We start from the raw sequence: 20857 nt of genomic DNA, 5'->3' as shown, positions 1-20857 counted from the left end.
TTTATTCTCGAACTTAAAAGGTTAATCTGTCTATTTTATTGTTTTTTTAGTTTGGCGTTGGTTACTTCAATGCCTTGAATATAAGCATCTAAGAAGCTTCTAATGCGGCGAGAGAGTCGGTTTTCTTTCCAGCTTTTTTCGTAAGATAATTCAGATACTTTTAATTGTTTATAAGCGATGGCTTTATTTTTTTTGGATAAGACTTTTCTCATCTTAGCGTCTTGCTGATTTTGTAAGTTGGTTGCGGTGTAAATATCTAAAATTGGAATTTCAGGGTCGAAAAACCAATCTTTATATACTTCGCTACTGGTCGGCAATGTGTTTTTGGCGTTAAAGAGAATGGATCCTCTTATAGGCTTCTCTATCTTCTTTTTTAGTCTGGCATCATCAATAACCGGCACGATTTCTTTCATTAACTTATGCCCGCGAATGGCGCTAGTGCCACTGCCCATTAGTACAATATTAAATTGCCCTTTGTCATGTAAAAATTTGATGGCTACTGTTAGCCGTTTTTCGGCAATATCTTCAACATCTTGCGTTGCTTGGGGTGAGGGGTTGTTGTTTTCAGTAGGCTGCATATTTTTAGCCGTTTCTTTTTCTGGGTTAGCTTGGCTAGTGGTGCTTTCATCGCTACTGTTTTCGTCATTAGCGCCTTCACTCTCATCACCTTCGTTCACAATGTCACGGTTGGTTGGTTGCGCAATGGATTTAGCTGCTAACGTACGTTTGGGGAGAGGCTTGCTCAGCGGATCGGGGAGCTGTATAGCCATGGTTGCCCAGCCGTACTCTGGGAGTGAATCGTGAAGTGGCTGTGTGGTTTGAGGCCATGCAGGGTGTTCGCCTTCGGCGTGCAGTATGAGCAATGCGCCTTGGGCGTCACCTGATCGGTCCTCTTGCCAGATACCGAGAAATTCGCTGGTGCCATCGTTTAGCCAATAAGGTTGTCCGCTGGGTAACTGGTCGGCTAATAACTGCATCTTACGTTTTCGGTCAGCGGTAATTGTCGATCGTGTTATTTTGCTAGAAAGGCGAGAAGGTGTATTGGTTTCAGGCGTTTGTTGCTTGTCAGTATTCTCCGTCTCTTCATTCTCGGCCGTGTTTGTCGTTGGTTCAGTATTCTGAGCCCACCCAGTATTTGCTAGTAAACCTAGGCAGATGACGAATATAGTTGCTAAGTGATGTTTTTTACCCATATATAGAGTGTAGACCACATGCCGCACATGGTGTGTTTTAGCGTTATCAATTACAATGCTCAGCTTTACGTTAACCCGTGTTCATATTACCTTCACATGTGATGAGTGGTTTTATGAAATACGGTTACTTGGCGCTAAGGCCGCCTATTGATATAAGCAAAGGTATGATATGCAAAAGCCCCCCATGATTGCTCCCTCTATACTGTCGGCTGATTTCGCTCGTTTAGGTGAAGAGGTCGATAATGTCCTTGCTGCAGGGGCCGATATTGTGCATTTTGATGTGATGGATAATCACTATGTCCCTAATCTAACCATTGGCCCAATGGTGTGTAGTGCCTTGCGCAAACATGGTGTTACAGCACCGATTGATGTGCATTTAATGGTTGATCCTGTGGATGACTTGATTTCGATGTTTGCCGATGCCGGTGCGACCTATATTACTTTTCATCCTGATGCTTCTCGTCATGTCGATCGTTCTTTGCAGCTGATTAAGCAAAAAGGGTGTAAGGCGGGGTTAGTGCTTAACCCAGCAATGCCTATCGATAGTATTCGTCACGTGTTACCACAGTTAGATATGTTGTTGTTAATGTCAGTGAACCCAGGTTTTGGTGGGCAAAAATTTATCCCTTACACATTGGATAAGTTGCGCGAAGCTCGTGCAGCTATTGATGCTACTGGTAGCGATACACGATTAGAAATTGATGGTGGCGTGACAGTGGATAATATTGCCGAAATAGCTGCCGCAGGCGCCGATACATTTGTTGCCGGATCGGCAATATTTGGAAAAGACGATTATCGGGCAACAATATCTGCGATGCGAGAACAATTAGCTAAATAAAATGGGCTTGCGTGATTGTTAAGGGGTTCCTTAATTCTTTATCCACTTTTTTGTAACACCTTCGTTGTTATCCGCAGCGATTTAAAATAGTAATTATTATGAATCAAGACGACTTTTCACAACTTGCTGCTCAGGGATTCAATCGTATTCCTGTTATGCGTACTTTTTTGGCGGACGTCGAAACGCCATTGTCTGCATACATTAAATTAGCAAAAGGGCCTTACTCTTACTTATTCGAGTCGGTGCAAGGTGGTGAAAAATGGGGGCGTTATTCTATTATCGGTTTGCCTTGTCGTACCTTGCTTCGCGTTCATGGTTACCGTGTGACGATAGAGGTTGATGGCGTTGTTACTGAGACCCATAAAGTTGAAGACCCTCTTGCTTTTGTCGAAACGTTTAAAGCGCGTTATCGTGCGCCGGAACTAGAAAACTTGCCGCGCTTTCATGGTGGTTTGGTTGGTTACTTTGCTTATGATTGTGTGCGCTACGTTGAGCCGACATTAGCGGCTGGTGTTAATAAAGATGTTATTGGTACGCCTGATATTTTATTGATGGTTTCGGATGAAATTATTATTTTTGATAATTTGTCGGGCACATTAAATTTTGTCATTATGGCAAATCCAGCCATTGATAACGCCTTGACTAAAGCCGAGCAGCGTTTAGATGAAATGGGGCGACAATTACAACAGCCGCTTTCACTGCTGCCGGCAATTAACTTGCAAGCCCAAGAACGTGCTGAAACGCTTTTTACCTCCAATACGGGAGAGGCTGCGTTTGCTCAATCAGTCGATAATATTAAAGAATACGTGTTGGATGGCGATACCATGCAAGTGGTTGTTTCGCAGCGTCTATCGATGGACTTTGAGGCCGAGCCACTCAATCTATACCGTGCACTACGCAGTATTAACCCGTCGCCTTATTTATATTTTGTTGATTTAGATGATCATCATATTGTTGGTTCTAGCCCAGAAATTTTGGCGCGGCTAGAAGATAATGAAGTCACGGTTCGCCCTATCGCGGGGACTCGTCGCCGTGGTTATAACGATGCAGAAGATATTGCTTTGGAAAAAGAGCTGCTTGCAGACCCCAAAGAAATTGCAGAGCATTTAATGTTAATTGATTTAGGTCGTAACGACGTTGGGCGTGTTGCGCAAACCGGCACTGTCAGCTTATCTGAAAAAATGATTGTCGAGCGTTATTCCCATGTCATGCATATTACTTCTAACGTCACCGGCGAACTACAAGAAGGTCTAACGGCAATGGATGTGTTACGCGCAGCGCTTCCCGCAGGCACTTTATCTGGTGCGCCTAAAATTCGTGCTATGGAAATTATCGATGAACTCGAAACAGAAAAGCGCGGTATTTATGGCGGAGCTGTTGGTTATCTTGCATGGAATGGCAATATGGATACGGCTATTGCTATTCGTACTGCCGTTATTAAAAACGGCAAAGTTTATGTACAGGCGGGCGCAGGGGTAGTGGCTGACTCGATCCCTGAGCTTGAGTGGAAAGAAACGATGAATAAGGCACGAGCGTTGTTCCGTGCTGTTGATAAGGTGATTTAATTCGGAATTGTTAACTGACTCTTTTTAACTGACTGTAAAGGGCGTGCACATGCTATCTTCTTTTATTCATTTTTTAGAACGTTCGCCTATTGTTGTTTTATGCATCATGACGGTGAGTTTTTTAGGTTTTGGTTATTTTTCGATTAATTTATTTTACCTTTTTGAAGCCAATGTCAATTTGATTAATCAATTTGGCTTAATGGCGATCAAAGAAGGCGCTGCGCTGCAATTTGTCATGATTGTCTTCCACGCCTTTGTTAGCGTGCTGTTTTATGCAGTTTGGAAAGTGGGTGAGCGACTTTTTGTTGATAGAGTTGTAGCCGCGAAAACGCCTGCGGATAAAGTGGATTGACTTTTTTAGAGGTTTTTTAACGCAGTCATGCGTAAATTTGAACGTAAGCTGAACAGTTACGATAATAAATAGGTAATAGTTATGTTGTTAATGGTCGATAACTACGACTCTTTTACATACAACGTGGTGCAATATTTTGGTGAGTTAAATGCGAATGTAAAAGTCGTTCGCAACGACGAAGTCTCGGTTGATGAAATGGCGGCTGAGCAACCAGAGTATGTTGTCATTTCTCCCGGCCCATGTAATCCGAGTAAAGCTGGTGTGTCTTTAGCGGCGATTAAACATTTCGCAGGCCGTGTGCCGGTATTGGGGATTTGTTTAGGACATCAAAGTATCGGTGAAGTTTTTGGTGGGAAAACGGTTCGTGCATCACAGGTTATGCACGGTAAAATATCCCCTGTCTTTCATAATAACAAAGGTGTGTTCTCAGGTCTGCCCAGCCCATTTAATGCTACGCGTTATCATTCATTGGTTATTGATAAAAACACCTTGCCTGAGTGTTTAGAAATTACCGCATGGACTCAAAATGACGATGGTTCATTAGATGAAATTATGGGCGTTAAGCATCGAGAGCTAGATGTTGAAGGCGTTCAGTTTCATCCAGAGTCGATTCTCACCGAGCATGGTCATCAGTTGCTCAATAATTTTCTGACGGCTTACTCGACGGCAGTCCAGTCTGTTTAACCGGCCATTTATTACCTCATTCAAAGGCGTTAACTATGAATATCCAACAAGCGTTACATACAGTCGTTGCTCAACATTCACTAAGCCAAATCGAAATGGCCAGTGTAATGCGCGAGATTATGACGGGCGCGGCAACGCCGGCGCAAATTGGAGGCTTTTTAGTGGCGCTTCGAATGAAAGGCGAATCGGTTGAAGAGATCACTGGCGCGGCGCAAGTCATGCGCGAATTAGCGACGCCGGTCGAGATCAATGGCGATCACTTGGTGGATACCTGCGGTACCGGAGGTGATGGCGCCAATTTATTTAATGTCTCAACGGCATCGGCTTTTGTTGTTGCGGCCTGTGGTGGTCAAGTAGCTAAACACGGTAATCGTTCCGTATCGAGCTCTACCGGTAGTGCTGATGTACTTGAAGCTGCAGGTGTTCATCTTGATATAAAACCTGAACAAGTGGCGCGTTGTGTGGAAGAGGTGGGCGTAGGCTTTATGTTTGCTCCTGCCCATCATGGGGCGATGAAGCACGCGATTGGGCCACGCAAAGAGCTGGCGATGCGTACTATTTTTAATATGCTCGGCCCCATGACCAATCCTGCCGGTGTAAAGCGCCAAGTGATCGGTGTTTTTGATCAAGCGCTGTGTCGTCCTATGGCCGAGGTATTACAAAAGTTGGGTAGTGAGCACGTGATGGTTGTGCATGCAAGTGATGGCCTTGATGAGTTAACGGTGTCAGGTACGAGCCATATTGCTGAATTAAAAGAAGATAAGGTGATTGAATACACCATCAGTCCAGAAGCGCTGGGTCTATCCACAACCAATCTTGATGGTTTGTCAGTGAGTTCCGCACAGGAGTCTCTTGCTTTGATCAATGATGCTCTGGGTAAAAAAGAAGGTCAGTTTGCACATAAGGCGGCTGATATTATTGCTTTAAATGCTGGCGCGGCGGTATATGTGTCAGGTATCGCCTCTACCTTAGAGGAAGGCGTGCGTATGGCTGAAGATGCTATCGGCAGTGGTCTAGCCAAAGCCAAAATACAAGAACTTGCTGCATTTACTGAGTGCTGCCGGTCGATTTAATAACAATTAAAAATACCTGTGGTGCATTCTGAACCAAATTGAACTCATAGAACAGAAGAGCAGGTTATTTCTTCAGCAACTCTTGGCAGCAGGGAAGCTGCCACGAAGCTTATAGGATATATTTACAGCGTGTTGATGAAGAAATAACCTGCTTTTTTGTTCGAAATTTTAGAATGCACCACGGGTAAAAATTGATATGAATATTGAAAGGAATAAAAAGTAACGACTATGTCTACCCCTGATTCTGCACCGACGGTGCTTAAAAAAATTATTACTCGAAAATTTCAAGAGATTGATGAACGTAGCCAGCATACGCCGATTGGGCAGCTTCGCGAGCAGGTTGAACAAGCCTCAGTAGCGCGTGGTTTTGTCGCTGCGATGGAGGCAAAGCTAGCCGCTAACCAGTCGGCGGTGATCGCTGAAATTAAAAAAGCATCGCCCAGTAAGGGGGTGATTCGCGATCCTTTTTACCCTGCAGATATCGCGCGTAGTTATGCCGATGCGGGTGCTGCTTGTTTATCCGTATTAACCGATGTTGATTTTTTTCAAGGTGCCGATGCCTATTTAAAAGATGTGCGAAATGCTGTCGATTTACCGGTTATTCGTAAAGATTTTATCGTTGATGAATATCAAGTGTATGAAGCCAAGGCGATGGGGGCAGATTGTATTTTATTGATTGTCGCGGCGTTAGATGTGGTAAAACTCACCACATTAAATGACCTTGCTCAAACATTGGGGATGGATGTTTTAGTTGAAGTGCATGACTCTCAAGAATTGGAAACGGCTCTGACGATCCCTAATCGTTTGATAGGTATTAATAATCGTAATCTCCACACCTTCGAAACCAGCCTAAACACCACGTATGACTTGCTTGAAAAAATAGGTGATGATCGCATCGTTGTTACTGAGAGCGGAATACATACATTAGAGCATGTGCAAGCGATGCGTGAGCATCGTGTGAATAGCTTTTTAGTGGGTGAGGCCTTTATGCGTGCGGATGATCCGGGTCAGCGCCTAGCGGAGATGTTTTTTTAGGGGATTGACAGTCGTTTTTAGCGAGTGCCGTAAACGACCATGGTTTTTCCTGAAACAGAAACGAGTCCCTGAGACTCTAATGTTTTCAACACACGCCCAACCATTTCACGTGAGCAACCCACAATACGGCCTATTTCTTGACGCGTAATTTTAATTTGCATGCCGTCAGGGTGCGTTAGTGCATCTGGCTCGCGGGTTAAATCTAGCAGCGCACCTGCAACACGGCCAGTCACGTCTAAAAAGGCAAGGTCACTGACTTTACGTGTTGTGTTACGAAGGCGGTAAGCCATTTGTGAGCAGAGTGCGAACATGAATTCAGGGTGAGTAACGCGTAATTCGTGGAACTTTTCATAAGAAATTTCCGCAATTTCACATTGTGTTTTTGTTCTAACCCAAGCGCTGCGCTCATCACCGTCATCATCAAAAAGCCCCATCTCGCCAAAAAAGTCACCTTCGTTAAGATAAGCAACGATAATTTCTCGTCCTTCATCATCTTCAATAATGACAGTGACTGAACCATTGACGATATAAAAGAGATGCTCGCTTTTGTCTCCCGCGCTAATCAGCGTGCTCTTGGGGGAGCATTTACGCATATTGCAGTGACTAAGAAAGGTCTCTACGTTATCGATATGTGGTGTTATGGAAGAAACCACGAGAACTCCTGTATTTTTTATAATGTTTTAATCGTGTTTAACGAAGACCGCTTCAAGGCGTAAGGCTTTACGACGATCGTCTAATAGATTCATGATACCAGCAATTTTCTATTCGTGTCAGCCTTGATTGCCTAAATTGGCGGCGTAGTGTGCTAATCTACGCTTCTTTGTTAATCAATGGTTAAGCGGGAAATAACGATATGCAGGCAACGGTTAAGTGGGTTGATAACGCAATGTTCTTGGGCGAGTCGGGTAGCGGTCATAGTGTAGTGATGGACGGCCCAGAAGATCATGGTGGTCGCAATATGGGTATTCGGCCTATGGAAATGCTGCTATTGGGCGTAGGCGGTTGTGCCAGTTTTGATGTGATGAGTATCTTGAAGAAAGGGCGCCAGCAAGTGGTTGATTGCCGAGTAGAATTAACGGGTGAACGTGCAGAAGGTGTGCCGTCGCCATTTACACGTATGCATCTGCAATTTATTGTTAGCGGTCACGATCTAAAAGAAAAGCAGGTCGCAAAAGCGGTGGAGTTGTCGGCGACTAAATATTGTTCGGCATCAATGATGATGGAAGCGGCGGGTGTCGAGCTGACTCACGGTTACACATTGCAGGAAGCCTAATAAGCTTTTTGCAGTGCCGGATTTATTGATCGCTATATACGATAAGTGCTTGTTGTCATTACTTTTGATAGCAGCTGCATGCCGAGTTTAACTGGTGCAGGAAATTCAGCTCCGCCAGCTTCCAAGGCCGACTGTTTGTGTCGCGCTTCATCTTCTAACATTTGTTCAACGATTGCCCTGCTTTTATTGTCATTAGCGGGGAGCTCACTTAAGTGCTTCTCAAGGTGTAGGCAGACTTGATCCTCGGTTGCCGCAACAAATCCTAAACTGACCTTGTCGCTGACAGCGCCTGCGAGCGCTCCCATGCCAAATGATAAACCATAAAATGCAGGGTTAAGGAGGCTAGGGCGGCTATCCAGTTGCTGTAAGCGTTCATGGCACCAATTGAGATGATCGACCTCTTCTTTGGCGGCTGTATCCATTTCTTCTCGAACGTGCGGTAATTTTGCAGTGAGTGCCTGTCCTTGATAAAGCGCTTGGGCGCAGACTTCCCCAGTGTGGTTGATACGCATAAGGTTGGCAGCGTGTGAACGCTCACTATCGCTAAGCTGCCCTTCTTCTATGGTGCGTGATGGCGAGGCTTGTCCACTCGCCTTATTCCCCGTGGCGAGTGTACGCAGTACCTTATCCGATTCGGTAATTAAGCGATCAATCAATGATAGTGATGGTCTGCGTTGCATAATAACCTCCGATAAGTGCTCGTTGTTCTTCCAAAGTCACAGCTTCAATTGTAAAGCGAGCCGATTAAGCGTCCGCTTTTTCTTGCTCTCTCGCAATTGCTCGATATGCAATATCATCACGATAATATACGTCGTCCCACTCGATGGCGTGTGTAAGTTGATAAGCATTTTTTTGTGCGTCGGTGACATCATCTCCGAGTGCAGTTGCGCATAATACTCTACCGCCTTGAGTGGTGACCTGCTCGTTATTGAGCGCAGTGCCAGCATGAAAGACTTTACGGCTGTGGTCGTCGTTGCTAGGTAAACCGCTAATGACATCGCCTTTGCGATAAGCATTGGGATAGCCCCCTGCAGCCAATACGACACCTACCGCGGGACGTGAATCCCACTGTGTATCACAGCGATCGAGTTCACCATTAAGAGCACTAAGGCATAAAGCGACTAGGTCTGATTGTAAGCGCATCATAATCGGTTGTGTTTCTGGATCACCAAAGCGACAGTTATATTCGATCACTTTAGGTGTACCATCGCTAGCGATCATCAAGCCTGCGTATAAGAAACCAGTGTAGTCGTTGCCTTCTGCTGCCATCCCCGCCACCGTTGGCTCGATGACTTCTCGCATAATGCGTTGATGGATTTCTGTTGTTACGACAGGAGCGGGTGAATAAGCTCCCATGCCTCCGGTGTTGGGGCCTGTATCACCGTTGGCCGCACGTTTATGGTCCTGGCTGGTGGCCATGGTTAGGCTATTTTTGCCATCGACCATGACAATAAAGCTGGCTTCCTCGCCTTGCAAAAATTCTTCGATCACGACTTTGCAGCCGGCTTCACCAAAGGCATTACCTGACAACATATCTTTTACGGCATCTTCAGCTTGTTCGAGTGTTTCAGCAACAATAACCCCTTTGCCTGCGGCTAAGCCATCGGCTTTAACGACAATAGGCGCGCCCTTTTCTTGTAAATAAGCGAGTGCAGGTGTGACTTCCGTAAAGGTGGCGTAGTCAGCCGTTGGTATATTGTGTCGTTCCAAAAAATCTTTGGTGAATGACTTAGAGCCTTCAAGCTGTGCGGCACCTTTTGAAGGGCCGAAGCACGCTAATTGACGTGATTGGAAGTAATCAACGATTCCCTCAACTAAAGGAGCTTCCGGACCTACAATGGTTAAACCAACGTTATTACGGTCAGCAAAGTCAGCTAATGCTTCAAACGCCATTGGGTCTATAGCGATATTTTCGAGTTTACTTTCGAGTGCCGTGCCGGCATTACCCGGAGCCACAAATACCGTTTCGACTTGTGTGCTTTGCGCTGCTTTCCATGCTAGGGCGTGTTCGCGGCCGCCAGAGCCAATGACTAAAACATTTATCATGTAATGTACCTGTGTTGATGAGCTGTCGATGTTGCCACTATTCAGTTTACGTTCAAATTTTTCGCCTTATCCTGCACAAATTTGAACGTAATCTGAACAGTTACTGGCTTTGCTGAATAGTTACTCGATTTTTTTATCAAACCATTTTATTTCGATGAATGGCGCTTCGATTAATAGACCTTAGTGTTTAAAGTGTCGCATGCCGGTAAAGACCATTGCCATACCATGTTCGTCGGCGGCGGCAATGACTTCATCGTCACGCATAGAACCACCGGGTTGAATAACACAGCTAATCCCGACACTCGCGGCATTGTCCATGCCATCGCGGAATGGAAAAAAGGCGTCGCTAGCCATAACCGAACCTTCTACCGGTAAGCCAGCATGTTCTGCTTTGATAGCCGCAATGCGAGCTGAGTTGACACGACTCATTTGTCCAGCGCCCACGCCAATAGTACGGCCATCTTTAGCATAAACAATCGCATTGGATTTAACCATTTTTGCGACTTTCCATGTGAAAAGTAAGTCACGAATTTCACTCTCGGTAGGTTGGCGTTGCGTGACGACTTTAAGATCATCAGCGGTAATCATGCCAAGGTCGCGATCTTGCACCAGCAAGCCGCCATTGACGCGTTTAAAATCAAGGGCACTATGTGGTTGACCTAGCTGGCCGCAGACAAGTAGACGCACATTCTTTTTAGCGGCAACGATATCACTGACGCCATTGGCAACACTAGGCGCGATAATGACTTCAACAAATTGTTTATCGATAATTGCTTGAGCCGTGGCGCTATCTAGTTCGCGGTTAAAGGCAATAATGCCACCGAAGGCCGATTCTGGGTCTGTGGCAAATGCTTTTTCATAGGCAGATAACAAGTCGCTGTCAGTGGCAACGCCGCAAGGATTAGCGTGTTTCACAATGACACAGGCTGGCTCATCAAAAAGTTTTACCGTTTCTAGTGCAGCATCGGTATCTGCAATATTGTTAAACGATAATGCTTTACCTTGTAGTTGCGTAGCGGTTGACACGCTGGCATCGCTTGCATTCGCTTCAACATAAAATGCGCTATTTTGATGAGGGTTTTCACCGTAGCGCATGTCTTGTGACTTAATGAATTGCGTATTAAATGTGCGTGGAAAATGGTCGTTGCCGCCGGGGACTTGTCGGCCAAAATAGTTGGCAATCATACCGTCGTAAGCGGCGGTATGCTCGTAGGCTTTAATGGCTAAATCAAAGCGTGTTTTGAGAGACGTGCTACCGTTATTCGCGCTCATTTCTTCGAGCACTGCTTGGTAGTCGGTAGCGTTCACGACGATGTTGACAAACGCATGGTTCTTAGCGGCTGCACGAACCATCGTTGGGCCGCCAATATCAATATTTTCGACGGCATCTTCTAATGAACAATCCGCTTTTGCAACGGTGGCTGCAAATGGGTATAGGTTAACTACCACCATATCAATACCATTAATGCCGTGTGCTTGCATTACCTCACCATCAATGTCGCGACGGGCTAAAATGCCGCCGTGAATTTTAGGGTGAAGTGTTTTTACACGTCCATCCATCATCTCTGGAAAACCGGTGTAGTCTGATACCTCGATAGCCGCAACGTCGTTGTCGCATAATAGGCGGTAGGTGCCGCCAGTCGATAATATTTCTACGCCTTGCTGTTGTAAGGCTTGAGCGAATTCAACAATGCCGGTTTTGTCTGACACGCTAATAAGAGCGCGTTTAACAGTAACGAGATCGGTGTTGGGCATGAGGGTGTTTATCCTATGAGTTGTGTATCAAGTTAAAGACTGTGATTGATGATTTTTGCAAAAAGAAAGGGATACACCCAGTGGCGTATCCCTCAATAGTTGTTTGACATCGGCGCGTTACAGTAAGCCGTACTGTTTTAACTTTTTGCGTAGTGTGCCGCGATTAAGGCCTAAAATTTCTGATGCTTTCGTTTGGTTTTGACGTGTGTTTTTCATCACAACTTCAAGCATGGGAGCTTCTATTTCTGCTAATACCATGTTGTAAACATCGCTGACGTTTTGGCCGTCTAAATGACGAAAGTAATTTTCCATTGTCGTTTCAACACATGCACGAAGTGACTGGCTCTGTGCTGATGAGTCGATGCTGGATACCGATGCATTGTTGGTTTGCTGCTGTTCCGAGGTTTGAAATGGTGTATCAAGAACGGTGTTTTCAGCTGTATTCATGCGGCTATTTCCCCTGTTGTTTTATTTGTCATAATGGTTTGCTTTTTTACTGATTGTTTTTCACTATAAATATCGGTTGATGTTACTGTGCCAGTGAAAAAGTGTTCGATGGCATCGAGCTGCTCGTTAGCAATGGTTAATGCATTAAACACTTGTCTAAATTGTTCGTAATGTTGCGCTGATCTATCACTCTCGGCGTGCTGAGCATGGTATTTGAGGTACCAGCCGACATGTTTGCGTGCAATACGTACGCCCATCAGTTCTCCATAAAATCGATGGAGGGCATGGATGTGGCCGCTGAGGGTTTGATAAATTTCTACGCTAGAGGGTTTGTCTAATCGTTCTCCAGTGGCTAGATAATGATTGATCTCTCTAAATATCCACGGATTCCCTTGAGCTGCACGACCAATCATGACGGCCTTGGCGCGTGTATATTCCAAAATATTTTTGGCTTTTTCGGGCGAAGTGATATCGCCATTGGCAAAAACAGGAATAGCAGCGCGGTTTACAATCTCTGCAATGGTGTCGTATTCAGCATCGCCTTTAAAGGCGCAAGCGCGAGTACGGCCATGTACCGCTAGTGCTTGTATGCCACTATCTTCTGCGATGCGTGCGATCTGTACGCCGTTTCTTTCGTCTTGGCTCCAGCCGGTGCGTATCTTTAAGGTCACGGGTATATCAACTGCGTTAACCACCGCGTGTAGAATCTCAGCGACGAGTTTTTCATCTCGTAATAGTGCAGATCCTGCTGCTTTTTTGCAGACTTTCTTGGCAGGGCAACCCATATTGATATCGATGATGTCGGCACCCATAGCAGCATTCGCTTTTGCTGCATTCGCCATCATTAATGGATCATTGCCGGCTAATTGTACGGAGCGTACTTGAGTAAAGTCAGGCTGTGCTTGTAGTGTTGTCGGTGACAACTTCTTGTTGTTTGAACGGTTCTTTAAGGACGATAAACGTTGCTGGCTTTTGCGGCTTTTCCATAGGCGCTCATCTGAGGTCACCATTTCTGATACGGCCATGCCAGCGCCTAACTCAAGGCACAATTGACGAAAAGGCTCATCGGTCACGCCTGCCATTGGTGCAAGGATCGTTGCGTGTGGAATTGACCAATCACCTATCGTAAACATGCTTATCCTAGAAATGTGCGCTGTATGATATTGTGCACAAGTGGAACAAAGTGGTTGTTTTTTGGGCAGTGCCAAAAAGGAGGCATATGATACCGTCAGCGCAATGTTGATGAAAGCAAAAATGTCACAAATTGGTCATTTTATTGTCAATATTGAGGCTGATAAGCCTACCTTGACGCTAGGGTGGGGTTGGTACAATCTCTAAGCGGTAATTAACGGCTTGTTTTCCCGGGTCAGCGATAGAGAGTGACAGTTGAATGGATTGCTCGGCAGGCATGTTGGTTTCACCGAAAAGCTCGCCTTTTACGTATTCGCTCGGTTTAAAAATGCGGCTAGCAATGGTTTGTTCTTCAATATTTAAAAAAATTAGACGAATACCGGGGAAGGGCTGAGAAAATGCAGCATCGTTGGCAATAATAGCATCGACAATTAAAGCGCCTGCTTGGTCGGGATGGCTGCGCACCACGAGGTGAGTAGAACGAATTTGCTTGATATTAGTTTGGATTGGTAATTGGCAACCGACTATTTTGCAGGCGCTTTCGTAGTACGCTCGGTAGCTGGGTAGAGTACTCCAGTGATCAAGTTGCGACCAAGCGACTTGCCCTCCTAGTATTATCAATAATAATAAACTGCTTACTGCCCAAGGCCATTGCCTGCGGGCAGGTGGTTCTTCATGAAAGTGAATGTTGTCTCGTTCAAAATCTAAATTGACGGATGGTTTGTCGCTTGCTTTAGGTGCTTCGTTTTCTGTTGATGCGTTAACAGCTTGGTCATCTATTGCAGCAAGCACTGGATCAGAAGTGATCGTTGATTCTTGTTGTGCTGAGTCATTATCGTTTGGTGTTGTTACCATTGAAGGCACGAGTATCGCATCGGGAGCGCTATGCTCATCCACTAATAAGTCATCCGCCCAGCCATCGTCATTAAGTACTTCGTTAATCGGCTCGATAGCGGGCTCAGTGTTGCTTGTTAGTGCGTCATTGTTTGGGATTAACGTAGAGTATTCATCTTCCGTATCGAGCAGCTGATCACTGCTTTCAAGAGTTTCTGTTTCATCAAGTAAGTCGTTGATGCTGATGTCGGCGCTGAGAGCGTCGGATGATGTCTCTTGGGTAAGTTGAGGGTTGATGCTCGTCTCTAACGAAGACAGCGAGAGTTCGTCACTATAGTCAGTAGATGTTTTTTGGGGTTCATGAGCAAAGGGTTCATGGACTATGGGTTCATAAGAAAAATCGTCGGCTTTTTCGGCAAAAATCAACTCTTCATCGAGTGTTTCTTCGGCGAGTGCGGCTTCGGTTTGCTCAGCTTCTTGTAGTAATTCTAATGCCCAGCTTTCATCGGGTTCGTCATTGGCGCTGCTGCCATGAGAGAACAAAGAGCTCTTGCTTTCAGGTGCTAGGCGGGTTTGGCTGGCTAGATGATTTGGTTTTTTTGATGCTACTTCTGATTCAGGTGCTTGAAATGGTAGTGGGCTATTTGAGTGAGCGTCATTTGCTGATACTTTTTTGTGTGTTGAATGTTCTTTTTGTGTTGAAGGTTCTCTATGTGCTGAGGGCTCTTCATGTGCTAAGGGCTTTTCGTCGGAAAGGGGCTCGCTGATAGCAGAAAAACCTTCATCTTCAGCGGGGGAGTGCTCTTCTTCAGGGATTGTTGGTTTGTCTTGCTGACTATCGGTTAGGAGATAATCTTTGGCATTAAAGACGCGAAGGCATGAACCGCAACGCACAGCGCCATTGGCCACGTGAAGCACCTCTGCGGTTACTCGAAACGCGGTTGCACATTGCGGGCATCGGGTGATTATATCGTTGTCGGCTGTCACGTGTTGTACTCGTTGTGTCTTGTCGGTGTTTACGTAAACTCGGTGTAATCAGTAGCGTTCATTTTAGTCAGCGAAAAACCATTCATGACCGGTTTAGCGATTCCCTAAGTTAATTGTTGATGATTATACGCCGATTGCGGGAGCAGGTTTGTAGCCGGTGAGCCTGACCCATTCCTCTTTCTGTGCGATGGGGTCGAATACGATATGATCTGCATATGCCTGCATGACGGCCTCTGCTTGATGATGCAATATACCGGATAAACAAATTTTTCCGCCTGGAGCAAGAATAGATACGAGGTCGTTCGCTAACTCTGCCAGAGGCCCCGCTAAAATATTCGCTACGAGTACAGGCGTGTTTAATGCGGGGCAGTCGTCAGGCAAATAAACCGGGAACTGTGTCGAAGCTAACTGGTTACGCCTAACATTTTCTTGTGTCGCGATAAGTGCTTGTGGGTCAATATCAATGCCGGTTGCAGCGCTTGCCCCTAATAATAAACCGGCAACACCAAGAATGCCGGAGCCGCAACCATAATCAACGATATGTTGTGCATCGAGTGACTGTTCTGCGAGCCATTGAAGGCATAAGTAAGTGGTGGGGTGAGTGCCTGTGCCAAAGGCTAAACCGGGATCGAGTAAAATATTGACGGCCTCGGGTGCGGGAGGCTTTATCCAGCTAGGGCAAATCCACAGGTTGTCAGCGCATTGAATGGGATGATAGTTCTTCATCCACTCTCGTTCCCAGTCTTTGTCTTCGAGTTGCTCCCAGCGTAGTGTCAAAGAGAGGCTTGATGAAAACTGCTCGGCTAATTGTCTATTAACGGTATGCGTATCAATAGTGGCATCAAATAAGCCGACAATGCGAGTATGCTCCCAGAGAGGTGTTTCGCCGAGCGACGGTTCCAAAATGGGTTTTTCTTCTTTTCCGGCAGGGATATGTTCTTTAAAGGTGACGGAAACGGCACCGGCATTGAGTAGTGCATCTTCAATGGTCGGTGCCGTTTTACTATTAGTATCCGCAAACAGTTGTAGCCATGGCATATTATAGGCCGAGTTTCTTCTCAAGATAATGAATGTTAACGCCACCTTCAGCGAAGGCGGAATCACGCACAAGCTCTTGTTGTAGCGGAATATTGGAGCGAATGCCGTCAATGACCATTTCATCGAGAGCGTTACGCATGCGACGTAAAGCAATGTCACGCGTCTCGCCATGGGTGATCACCTTGGCGATCATTGAGTCATAATAAGGAGGCACTTTGTAGCCCGAGTAAAGGTGTGAATCTACACGTACGCCCATGCCGCCGGGTGGATGATAGGTGCTCACCAAGCCTGGGCTAGGCATGAAAGTCTTCGGATCTTCGGCGTTGATTCGGCATTCAAACGAGTGGCCGCGTACCACGACATCGTCTTGAGTGATGCTTAGTTTTTCGCCGCTGCAAACACGAATTTGTTCTTTAATGAGGTCGATACCGGTAACCATTTCGGATACGGGGTGTTCTACCTGAATACGGGTATTCATTTCAATAAAGTAGAAGCCGCCATCTTCATAGAGAAATTCAAAGGTGCCTGCGCCACGGTAGCCAATGTCATTGCAGGCCTTAATGCATGAAGCGTATACATCTTCTCTAATATCTTGTGGAATGCCGGGAGCCGGAGCCTCTTCGATCACCTTCTGGTGGCGGCGTTGTAGCGAGCAGTCGCGGTCACTTAAGTGAACGGTGTTACCTTGCCCGTCGGAAATAATTTGTACTTCGACATGGCGAGGGTTTTGTAAAAACTTTTCCATGTACACGGTGTCGTCGCCAAAGGCGGCGCCCGCTTCTGATTTTGTCACATGAATGGAGTTGATCAGTGCTGATTCAGTATGAACAACACGCATACCGCGACCACCACCACCTGCGGCGGCTTTGATGATAATAGGGTAGCCAATACGCTTAGCAATGCGCATGCACTCTTCTTTGTCTTCTGGTAATTCGCCATCCGATCCGGGAACAGTCGGTACGCCGGCTTTTTTCATGGCTTCGATGGCGCATACTTTATCGCCCATCATGCGAATCACATCGGCGTCAGGGCCAACAAAAATAAAGCCACTATTTTGTACTTGTTCAGCAAAATCGGCATTTTCAGCGAGGAACCCGTAGCCGGGGTGAACGGCTACGGAGTCAGTGATTTCCATTGCGCTAATAATTGCAGGAATATTTAAGTAGCTGTCGGTTGATGCATTAGGGCCTATGCAGATAGCTTCGTCCGCGAGGCGTACATGTTTTAAGTCGCGATCTACTTTGGAGTGAATAGCGACAGTTTTAATATCGAGTTCTTTACAGGCACGTAAAATGCGTAAAGCGATTTCGCCACGGTTGGCGATAACCATTTTTTTTATCATGAGCCAAATTCTCTGCTAATTAAACAATAGTGACAACTGGTTGATCGAATTCGACAGGCTCGCCATCGTCAACCAATATGGCTTCAATAACTCCCGATTTATCAGCTTCAATTTGGTTCATCATTTTCATCGCTTCGATAATACAGATCACGTCACCCGCTTTTACGTGCTGTCCTACCTCAATAAACGGAGGTGAGCTTGGGCTTGGTGAGCGATAAAATGTGCCAACCATCGGTGATTTAACAACATGTCCAGCAGGGCTGGCTTCGGCAGCGGCTTCGACGGCAGGCGCGGCTGCAGGAGCGCTAACGGGTGCTGGCGCAACCGGTGCTTGTTGAATAAATTGTGGTTGGGCCATTACGGGTTGGTTGCCGCTACCGCGACTGATGCGAACCGACTCTTCGCCTTCTTTGATTTCTAATTCGCCAATATCTGATTCTTCGAGTAGCTCGATCAGTTTTTTAATTTTACGAATGTCCATAAAATGTCTCTCTGTAATGTAGGTAATAAATAATAAAAAATGTGAAAAGCGCGGTGTTATTTAGTGTGCTGTAGATGTTCAAACGCGGCCTGCAGGGCTAATGTATAGCTGGCGGCGCCAAACCCGCAAATGACCCCTTGTGCAATATCGGAAAAAAATGATTGCTGGCGAAAACTCTCTCGGCTGTGAACATTGGATAGATGAATTTCAATAAAGGGAATGTCTACACCTGCCAGTGCGTCGCGCAGAGCGACGCTGGTATGCGTAAATGCAGCGGGATTAAGTAGAATAAAGTCGACTTGTTCTTTTTTGGCATCGTGAATACGGTCAATGAGTTCGTATTCCGCATTACTTTGTAAGCACATCATGTGGTGGCCTTCATCATGTGCCAGAGTGCTTAGTGTTAAGTTGATGTCATCTAGCGTTGTTGACCCGTAAACTTCAGGCTCACGTGTACCGAGTAGATTAAGGTTGGGGCCATGTAAAGCAAGTATCGATGCCATAATATGCTCAAATAAATGGAAGGCTTGTTGTTAGCGATCGCGTGTACGTTAGTGAATTGACTAATACTGCCAAGTCTGAACGAAAAGAAAAGTTTTGTCTATTGAAACCTGTTTTTGTTGTTGTTTTATCTGCTTTTTCGCCGATTTTAGAAGAAGTTAATGATTTTGCGAGTACCTGAAGGAAATGTTGTGGCCAGATAATGATGTGTGTGTTGGCTTTTTAGCAAGATGCAAGATTTTCCCTCTTTTAACCCCGCTTTCTGCCGCTTTTTTAAGAAGTTGTCGTATTTTCGCCAAAAATCGCCTTAATAGCGGCTAATTTGTTGCCATTGTCTTGGCTTTTTTGGCGATTTGTCTGATTGTGCTCATAGTTGCGATAGTAATTGCTCAAATTCGGTGGGGTTTAAAATTTGGGGCAGTATCATTGCGCGTGTTGACGTATCTCCGCGAAACAGTAAATAAAGCGGTACGCCGCCGCGTCCATATTCGTCAAGTAATGCGGTAATGTCTTTGTTGTATCGTGTCCAATCCCCTTCGAGTAAGTAAATGCCTTTGTTCTTCATCGCTTCTAGTGTCTGAGATGTGAATACTCGTTTTTCATTCCACTTACAGGTAATGCACCAGTCAGCGGTGAGATTGACAAACACGGTGGCGTTGTTATCACGTAGTTGCGCCAAGGTTTCTGGCGTGTAAGGTTGCCAAAGCGTATGAGATGTCGATGGCTGAGCGTTGTCATTCGGAGCGTCGCTGTTTTGCCAAATGATGCTCGCTAGCGTTATACCGCAGAGCAGTAAAATAACGGTGTTAAATCGAGAGTGGCGCTTGCCAGCCCCAATATGGCATAGCCATAGGCTAAATAGTATTAATAGTCCGCCAAGTAGTGTAGTTATGACTCCATTGATACCTATTTGCTGACCGAGTACCCAAAGTAGCCAAAGGCTGGTGAGGTATAAAGGAAAGGCAATGGCTTGTTTAAAGGTGTCCATCCATTGCCCGGGTTTTGGCAGTATTCGGCTGAGTTGAGGTATGTGGCTTAGTAATAAAAAAGGTAGAGCCATGCCAAAGCCAAGGCCTGCAAAAATCAGCAGGGCAGTACTGGTGGGTTGTGTGAGTGCATAGCCTAAAGCGGTTGCCATAAATGGCGCGGTACAGGGGCTGGCAACCACGGCGGCAAGCACACCAGTGAAAAATGAGTGGCTGCGCTTATTCCCTTGTGTGAGCGATTGCCCTAGGCCCATCCAGCGGTTGCCCAATTGAATGTGTCCGGCAAGGCTAAGGCCCATAATAAAAAATAGCAGGCTAAGAAAAGTAATCACCGCGGGCGATTGCAGTTGAAACCCCCAGCCAACGGCTTGGCCAGCACTGCGTATCGCTAATAATGTAGCGGCTACAGCAATAAATGTGAGTACGCATCCAGCGGTGTAGCTCCAGCCATGCTCAATGCGTGATCGCGTATCGGTATGGCTAGCGATAGATAGGGCTTTGATTGAGAGGACAGGAAAAACGCAGGGCATAAGATTAAGAATGACACCTCCGCCAATCGCGAATAGCAGCATAAGTGCCGTAAGGGTGATGCTGTCGTTGTTGTTTTCTGTCGAGGTCTGTATTGCTGGAGCGTTGAGGGCCTTTTGGGCGCTGGATTGTTGAACGCTGGACTTTTGAGCGTAAGTGCCTTCAATCGTAAATGATTTGGTTTCCGGTGGATAACATAAGCCAGCATCGGCACAGCCCTGATATGTCACGGATAAAGTAAGAGGGATATCGTTAGGATGGGGTACGCCACCGAGTGATTGGGTCAGTGCTTTTCTGTCGATGATCGATTCTGTGTAAACATAATATTTTTCGACATCTTTCTCAAAAATTTCATCATAAGAGATTTCGCCGGCCGCGCGTGTTGCTTCTACGGCTTGCCCGTTAATGGATAGGCGAAACTGTTCGCCATATAAAAAGTAGTGATCGGCCACGATCCACTGGGCGATGATATGGTCTTTTGTTGCTCGAACAGATAATTGATAGGCTTCATCAACATGTAAGAACTCTTCTGTGCTGCCCGCAAATGGATTGCTAAAAGGATTGTCTGTAGTGTTTGAGGAAAATAACGGTGTGGATTGTGCTTGAGCTTGGTGAGTTATGCTCAGCAAAAAGCACACGGTTGCAGCTATTATCGTGAATAACGTTGCGATTGATCCTCGCTTGTCTGTATTTTTTATGTTGTTTGCGCCGGGGGTGAGGATTGGCGATTGGCTCAAATTCATAGATACCTTATGAAAAACAATGGGT

Annotated in this window: 20 protein-coding genes; 7 read left to right on the top strand and 13 right to left on the bottom strand. The window is 45.9% G+C overall.

The genetic code is table 11. From position 1 onward, the window contains the following. Positions 1-35: 35 nt before the first annotated feature. Positions 36-1193: a DUF3530 family protein gene (locus tag ACZ5O6_RS10335; protein WP_447091271.1), complete on the bottom strand. Its 1158-nt coding sequence runs from the start codon at positions 1191-1193 to the stop codon at positions 36-38. Between the two features lie 169 nt (positions 1194-1362). On the opposite strand from ACZ5O6_RS10335, the gene rpe reads away from it, so the two are divergent. From rpe to trpC, 6 genes are all read left to right on the top strand, one after another. Then, a complete protein-coding gene (gene rpe / locus ACZ5O6_RS10330) occupies positions 1363-2031 on the top strand; it encodes a ribulose-phosphate 3-epimerase (protein WP_447091272.1) in 669 nt (222 codons plus the stop codon). A 98-nt stretch (positions 2032-2129) separates the two neighbouring features. Further along, complete coding sequence (trpE, locus tag ACZ5O6_RS10325; RefSeq protein WP_447091273.1) at positions 2130-3596, top strand: anthranilate synthase component I; 1467 nt, start codon at positions 2130-2132, stop codon at positions 3594-3596. Between the two features lie 49 nt (positions 3597-3645). Continuing rightward, positions 3646-3948: a hypothetical protein gene (locus ACZ5O6_RS10320; RefSeq protein ID WP_447091274.1), complete on the top strand. Its 303-nt coding sequence runs from the start codon at positions 3646-3648 to the stop codon at positions 3946-3948. An 81-nt stretch (positions 3949-4029) separates the two neighbouring features. Next, complete coding sequence (locus ACZ5O6_RS10315; protein WP_447091275.1) at positions 4030-4632, top strand: anthranilate synthase component II; 603 nt, start codon at positions 4030-4032, stop codon at positions 4630-4632. A 35-nt stretch (positions 4633-4667) separates the two neighbouring features. Beyond that, positions 4668-5705 carry an anthranilate phosphoribosyltransferase gene (gene trpD, locus ACZ5O6_RS10310; RefSeq protein ID WP_447091276.1) on the top strand — a complete coding sequence of 346 codons (1038 nt, stop codon included), beginning with the start codon at positions 4668-4670 and terminating at the stop codon, positions 5703-5705. A 228-nt stretch (positions 5706-5933) separates the two neighbouring features. Then, positions 5934-6740 carry an indole-3-glycerol phosphate synthase TrpC gene (gene trpC / locus ACZ5O6_RS10305; RefSeq protein ID WP_447091277.1) on the top strand — a complete coding sequence of 269 codons (807 nt, stop codon included), beginning with the start codon at positions 5934-5936 and terminating at the stop codon, positions 6738-6740. 17 nt (positions 6741-6757) lie between these two features. On the opposite strand, the gene crp is transcribed toward trpC, so the two are convergent. Further along, positions 6758-7393 carry a cAMP-activated global transcriptional regulator CRP gene (gene crp, locus ACZ5O6_RS10300; RefSeq protein WP_447091278.1) on the bottom strand — a complete coding sequence of 212 codons (636 nt, stop codon included), beginning with the start codon at positions 7391-7393 and terminating at the stop codon, positions 6758-6760. A 200-nt stretch (positions 7394-7593) separates the two neighbouring features. Here crp and ACZ5O6_RS10295 point away from each other — a divergent pair, with 200 nt between their 5' ends. Next, positions 7594-8013: an OsmC family protein gene (locus ACZ5O6_RS10295; protein ID WP_447091279.1), complete on the top strand. Its 420-nt coding sequence runs from the start codon at positions 7594-7596 to the stop codon at positions 8011-8013. 32 nt (positions 8014-8045) lie between these two features. Here the strand turns inward: ACZ5O6_RS10295 and coq7 are convergent, their stop codons facing one another. The 11 genes from coq7 to ACZ5O6_RS10240 form a co-directional block, all read right to left on the bottom strand. Next, a complete protein-coding gene (gene coq7, locus ACZ5O6_RS10290) occupies positions 8046-8693 on the bottom strand; it encodes a 2-polyprenyl-3-methyl-6-methoxy-1,4-benzoquinone monooxygenase (protein ID WP_447091280.1) in 648 nt (215 codons plus the stop codon). 64 nt (positions 8694-8757) lie between these two features. Then, positions 8758-10056, bottom strand: coding sequence for a phosphoribosylamine--glycine ligase (purD, locus tag ACZ5O6_RS10285; RefSeq protein WP_447091378.1), 1299 nt, complete (start codon positions 10054-10056; stop codon positions 8758-8760). Between the two features lie 183 nt (positions 10057-10239). Next, the gene (gene purH / locus ACZ5O6_RS10280; protein WP_447091281.1) at positions 10240-11814 is read right to left on the bottom strand and encodes a bifunctional phosphoribosylaminoimidazolecarboxamide formyltransferase/IMP cyclohydrolase; all 1575 of its coding nucleotides are present in this window, start codon (positions 11812-11814) and stop codon (positions 10240-10242) included. A gap of 117 nt (positions 11815-11931) precedes the next feature. Continuing rightward, positions 11932-12261, bottom strand: a complete 330-nt coding sequence (fis, locus tag ACZ5O6_RS10275) for a DNA-binding transcriptional regulator Fis (RefSeq protein ID WP_447091282.1) — start codon at positions 12259-12261, stop codon at positions 11932-11934. Next, entirely contained in the window at positions 12258-13394 is a 1137-nt protein-coding gene (gene dusB, locus ACZ5O6_RS10270) for a tRNA dihydrouridine synthase DusB (RefSeq protein WP_447091283.1), read from the bottom strand. Before dusB ends, fis begins: the two co-directional genes overlap by 4 nt. A gap of 178 nt (positions 13395-13572) precedes the next feature. Next, a complete protein-coding gene (locus ACZ5O6_RS10265) occupies positions 13573-15213 on the bottom strand; it encodes a DUF3426 domain-containing protein (RefSeq protein ID WP_447091284.1) in 1641 nt (546 codons plus the stop codon). Positions 15214-15336: 123 nt separating this feature from the next. Then, positions 15337-16251, bottom strand: coding sequence for a 50S ribosomal protein L11 methyltransferase (gene prmA / locus ACZ5O6_RS10260; RefSeq protein WP_447091285.1), 915 nt, complete (start codon positions 16249-16251; stop codon positions 15337-15339). A 1-nt stretch (position 16252) separates the two neighbouring features. Continuing rightward, positions 16253-17593: an acetyl-CoA carboxylase biotin carboxylase subunit gene (gene accC, locus ACZ5O6_RS10255; protein WP_447091286.1), complete on the bottom strand. Its 1341-nt coding sequence runs from the start codon at positions 17591-17593 to the stop codon at positions 16253-16255. Between the two features lie 19 nt (positions 17594-17612). After that, positions 17613-18074 carry an acetyl-CoA carboxylase biotin carboxyl carrier protein gene (gene accB, locus ACZ5O6_RS10250; RefSeq protein WP_447091287.1) on the bottom strand — a complete coding sequence of 154 codons (462 nt, stop codon included), beginning with the start codon at positions 18072-18074 and terminating at the stop codon, positions 17613-17615. Positions 18075-18130: 56 nt separating this feature from the next. Beyond that, positions 18131-18577: a type II 3-dehydroquinate dehydratase gene (aroQ, locus tag ACZ5O6_RS10245; protein ID WP_447091288.1), complete on the bottom strand. Its 447-nt coding sequence runs from the start codon at positions 18575-18577 to the stop codon at positions 18131-18133. A gap of 365 nt (positions 18578-18942) precedes the next feature. Next, a complete protein-coding gene (locus ACZ5O6_RS10240; protein ID WP_447091289.1) occupies positions 18943-20832 on the bottom strand; it encodes a protein-disulfide reductase DsbD family protein in 1890 nt (629 codons plus the stop codon). Positions 20833-20857 lie beyond the last annotated feature (25 nt).

The sequence above is a fragment of the Eionea flava genome (assembly GCF_055393785.1).
The sequence above is the reverse complement of the archived record's forward strand: the minus strand, read 5'-3'. Positions and strand labels throughout refer to the sequence as shown.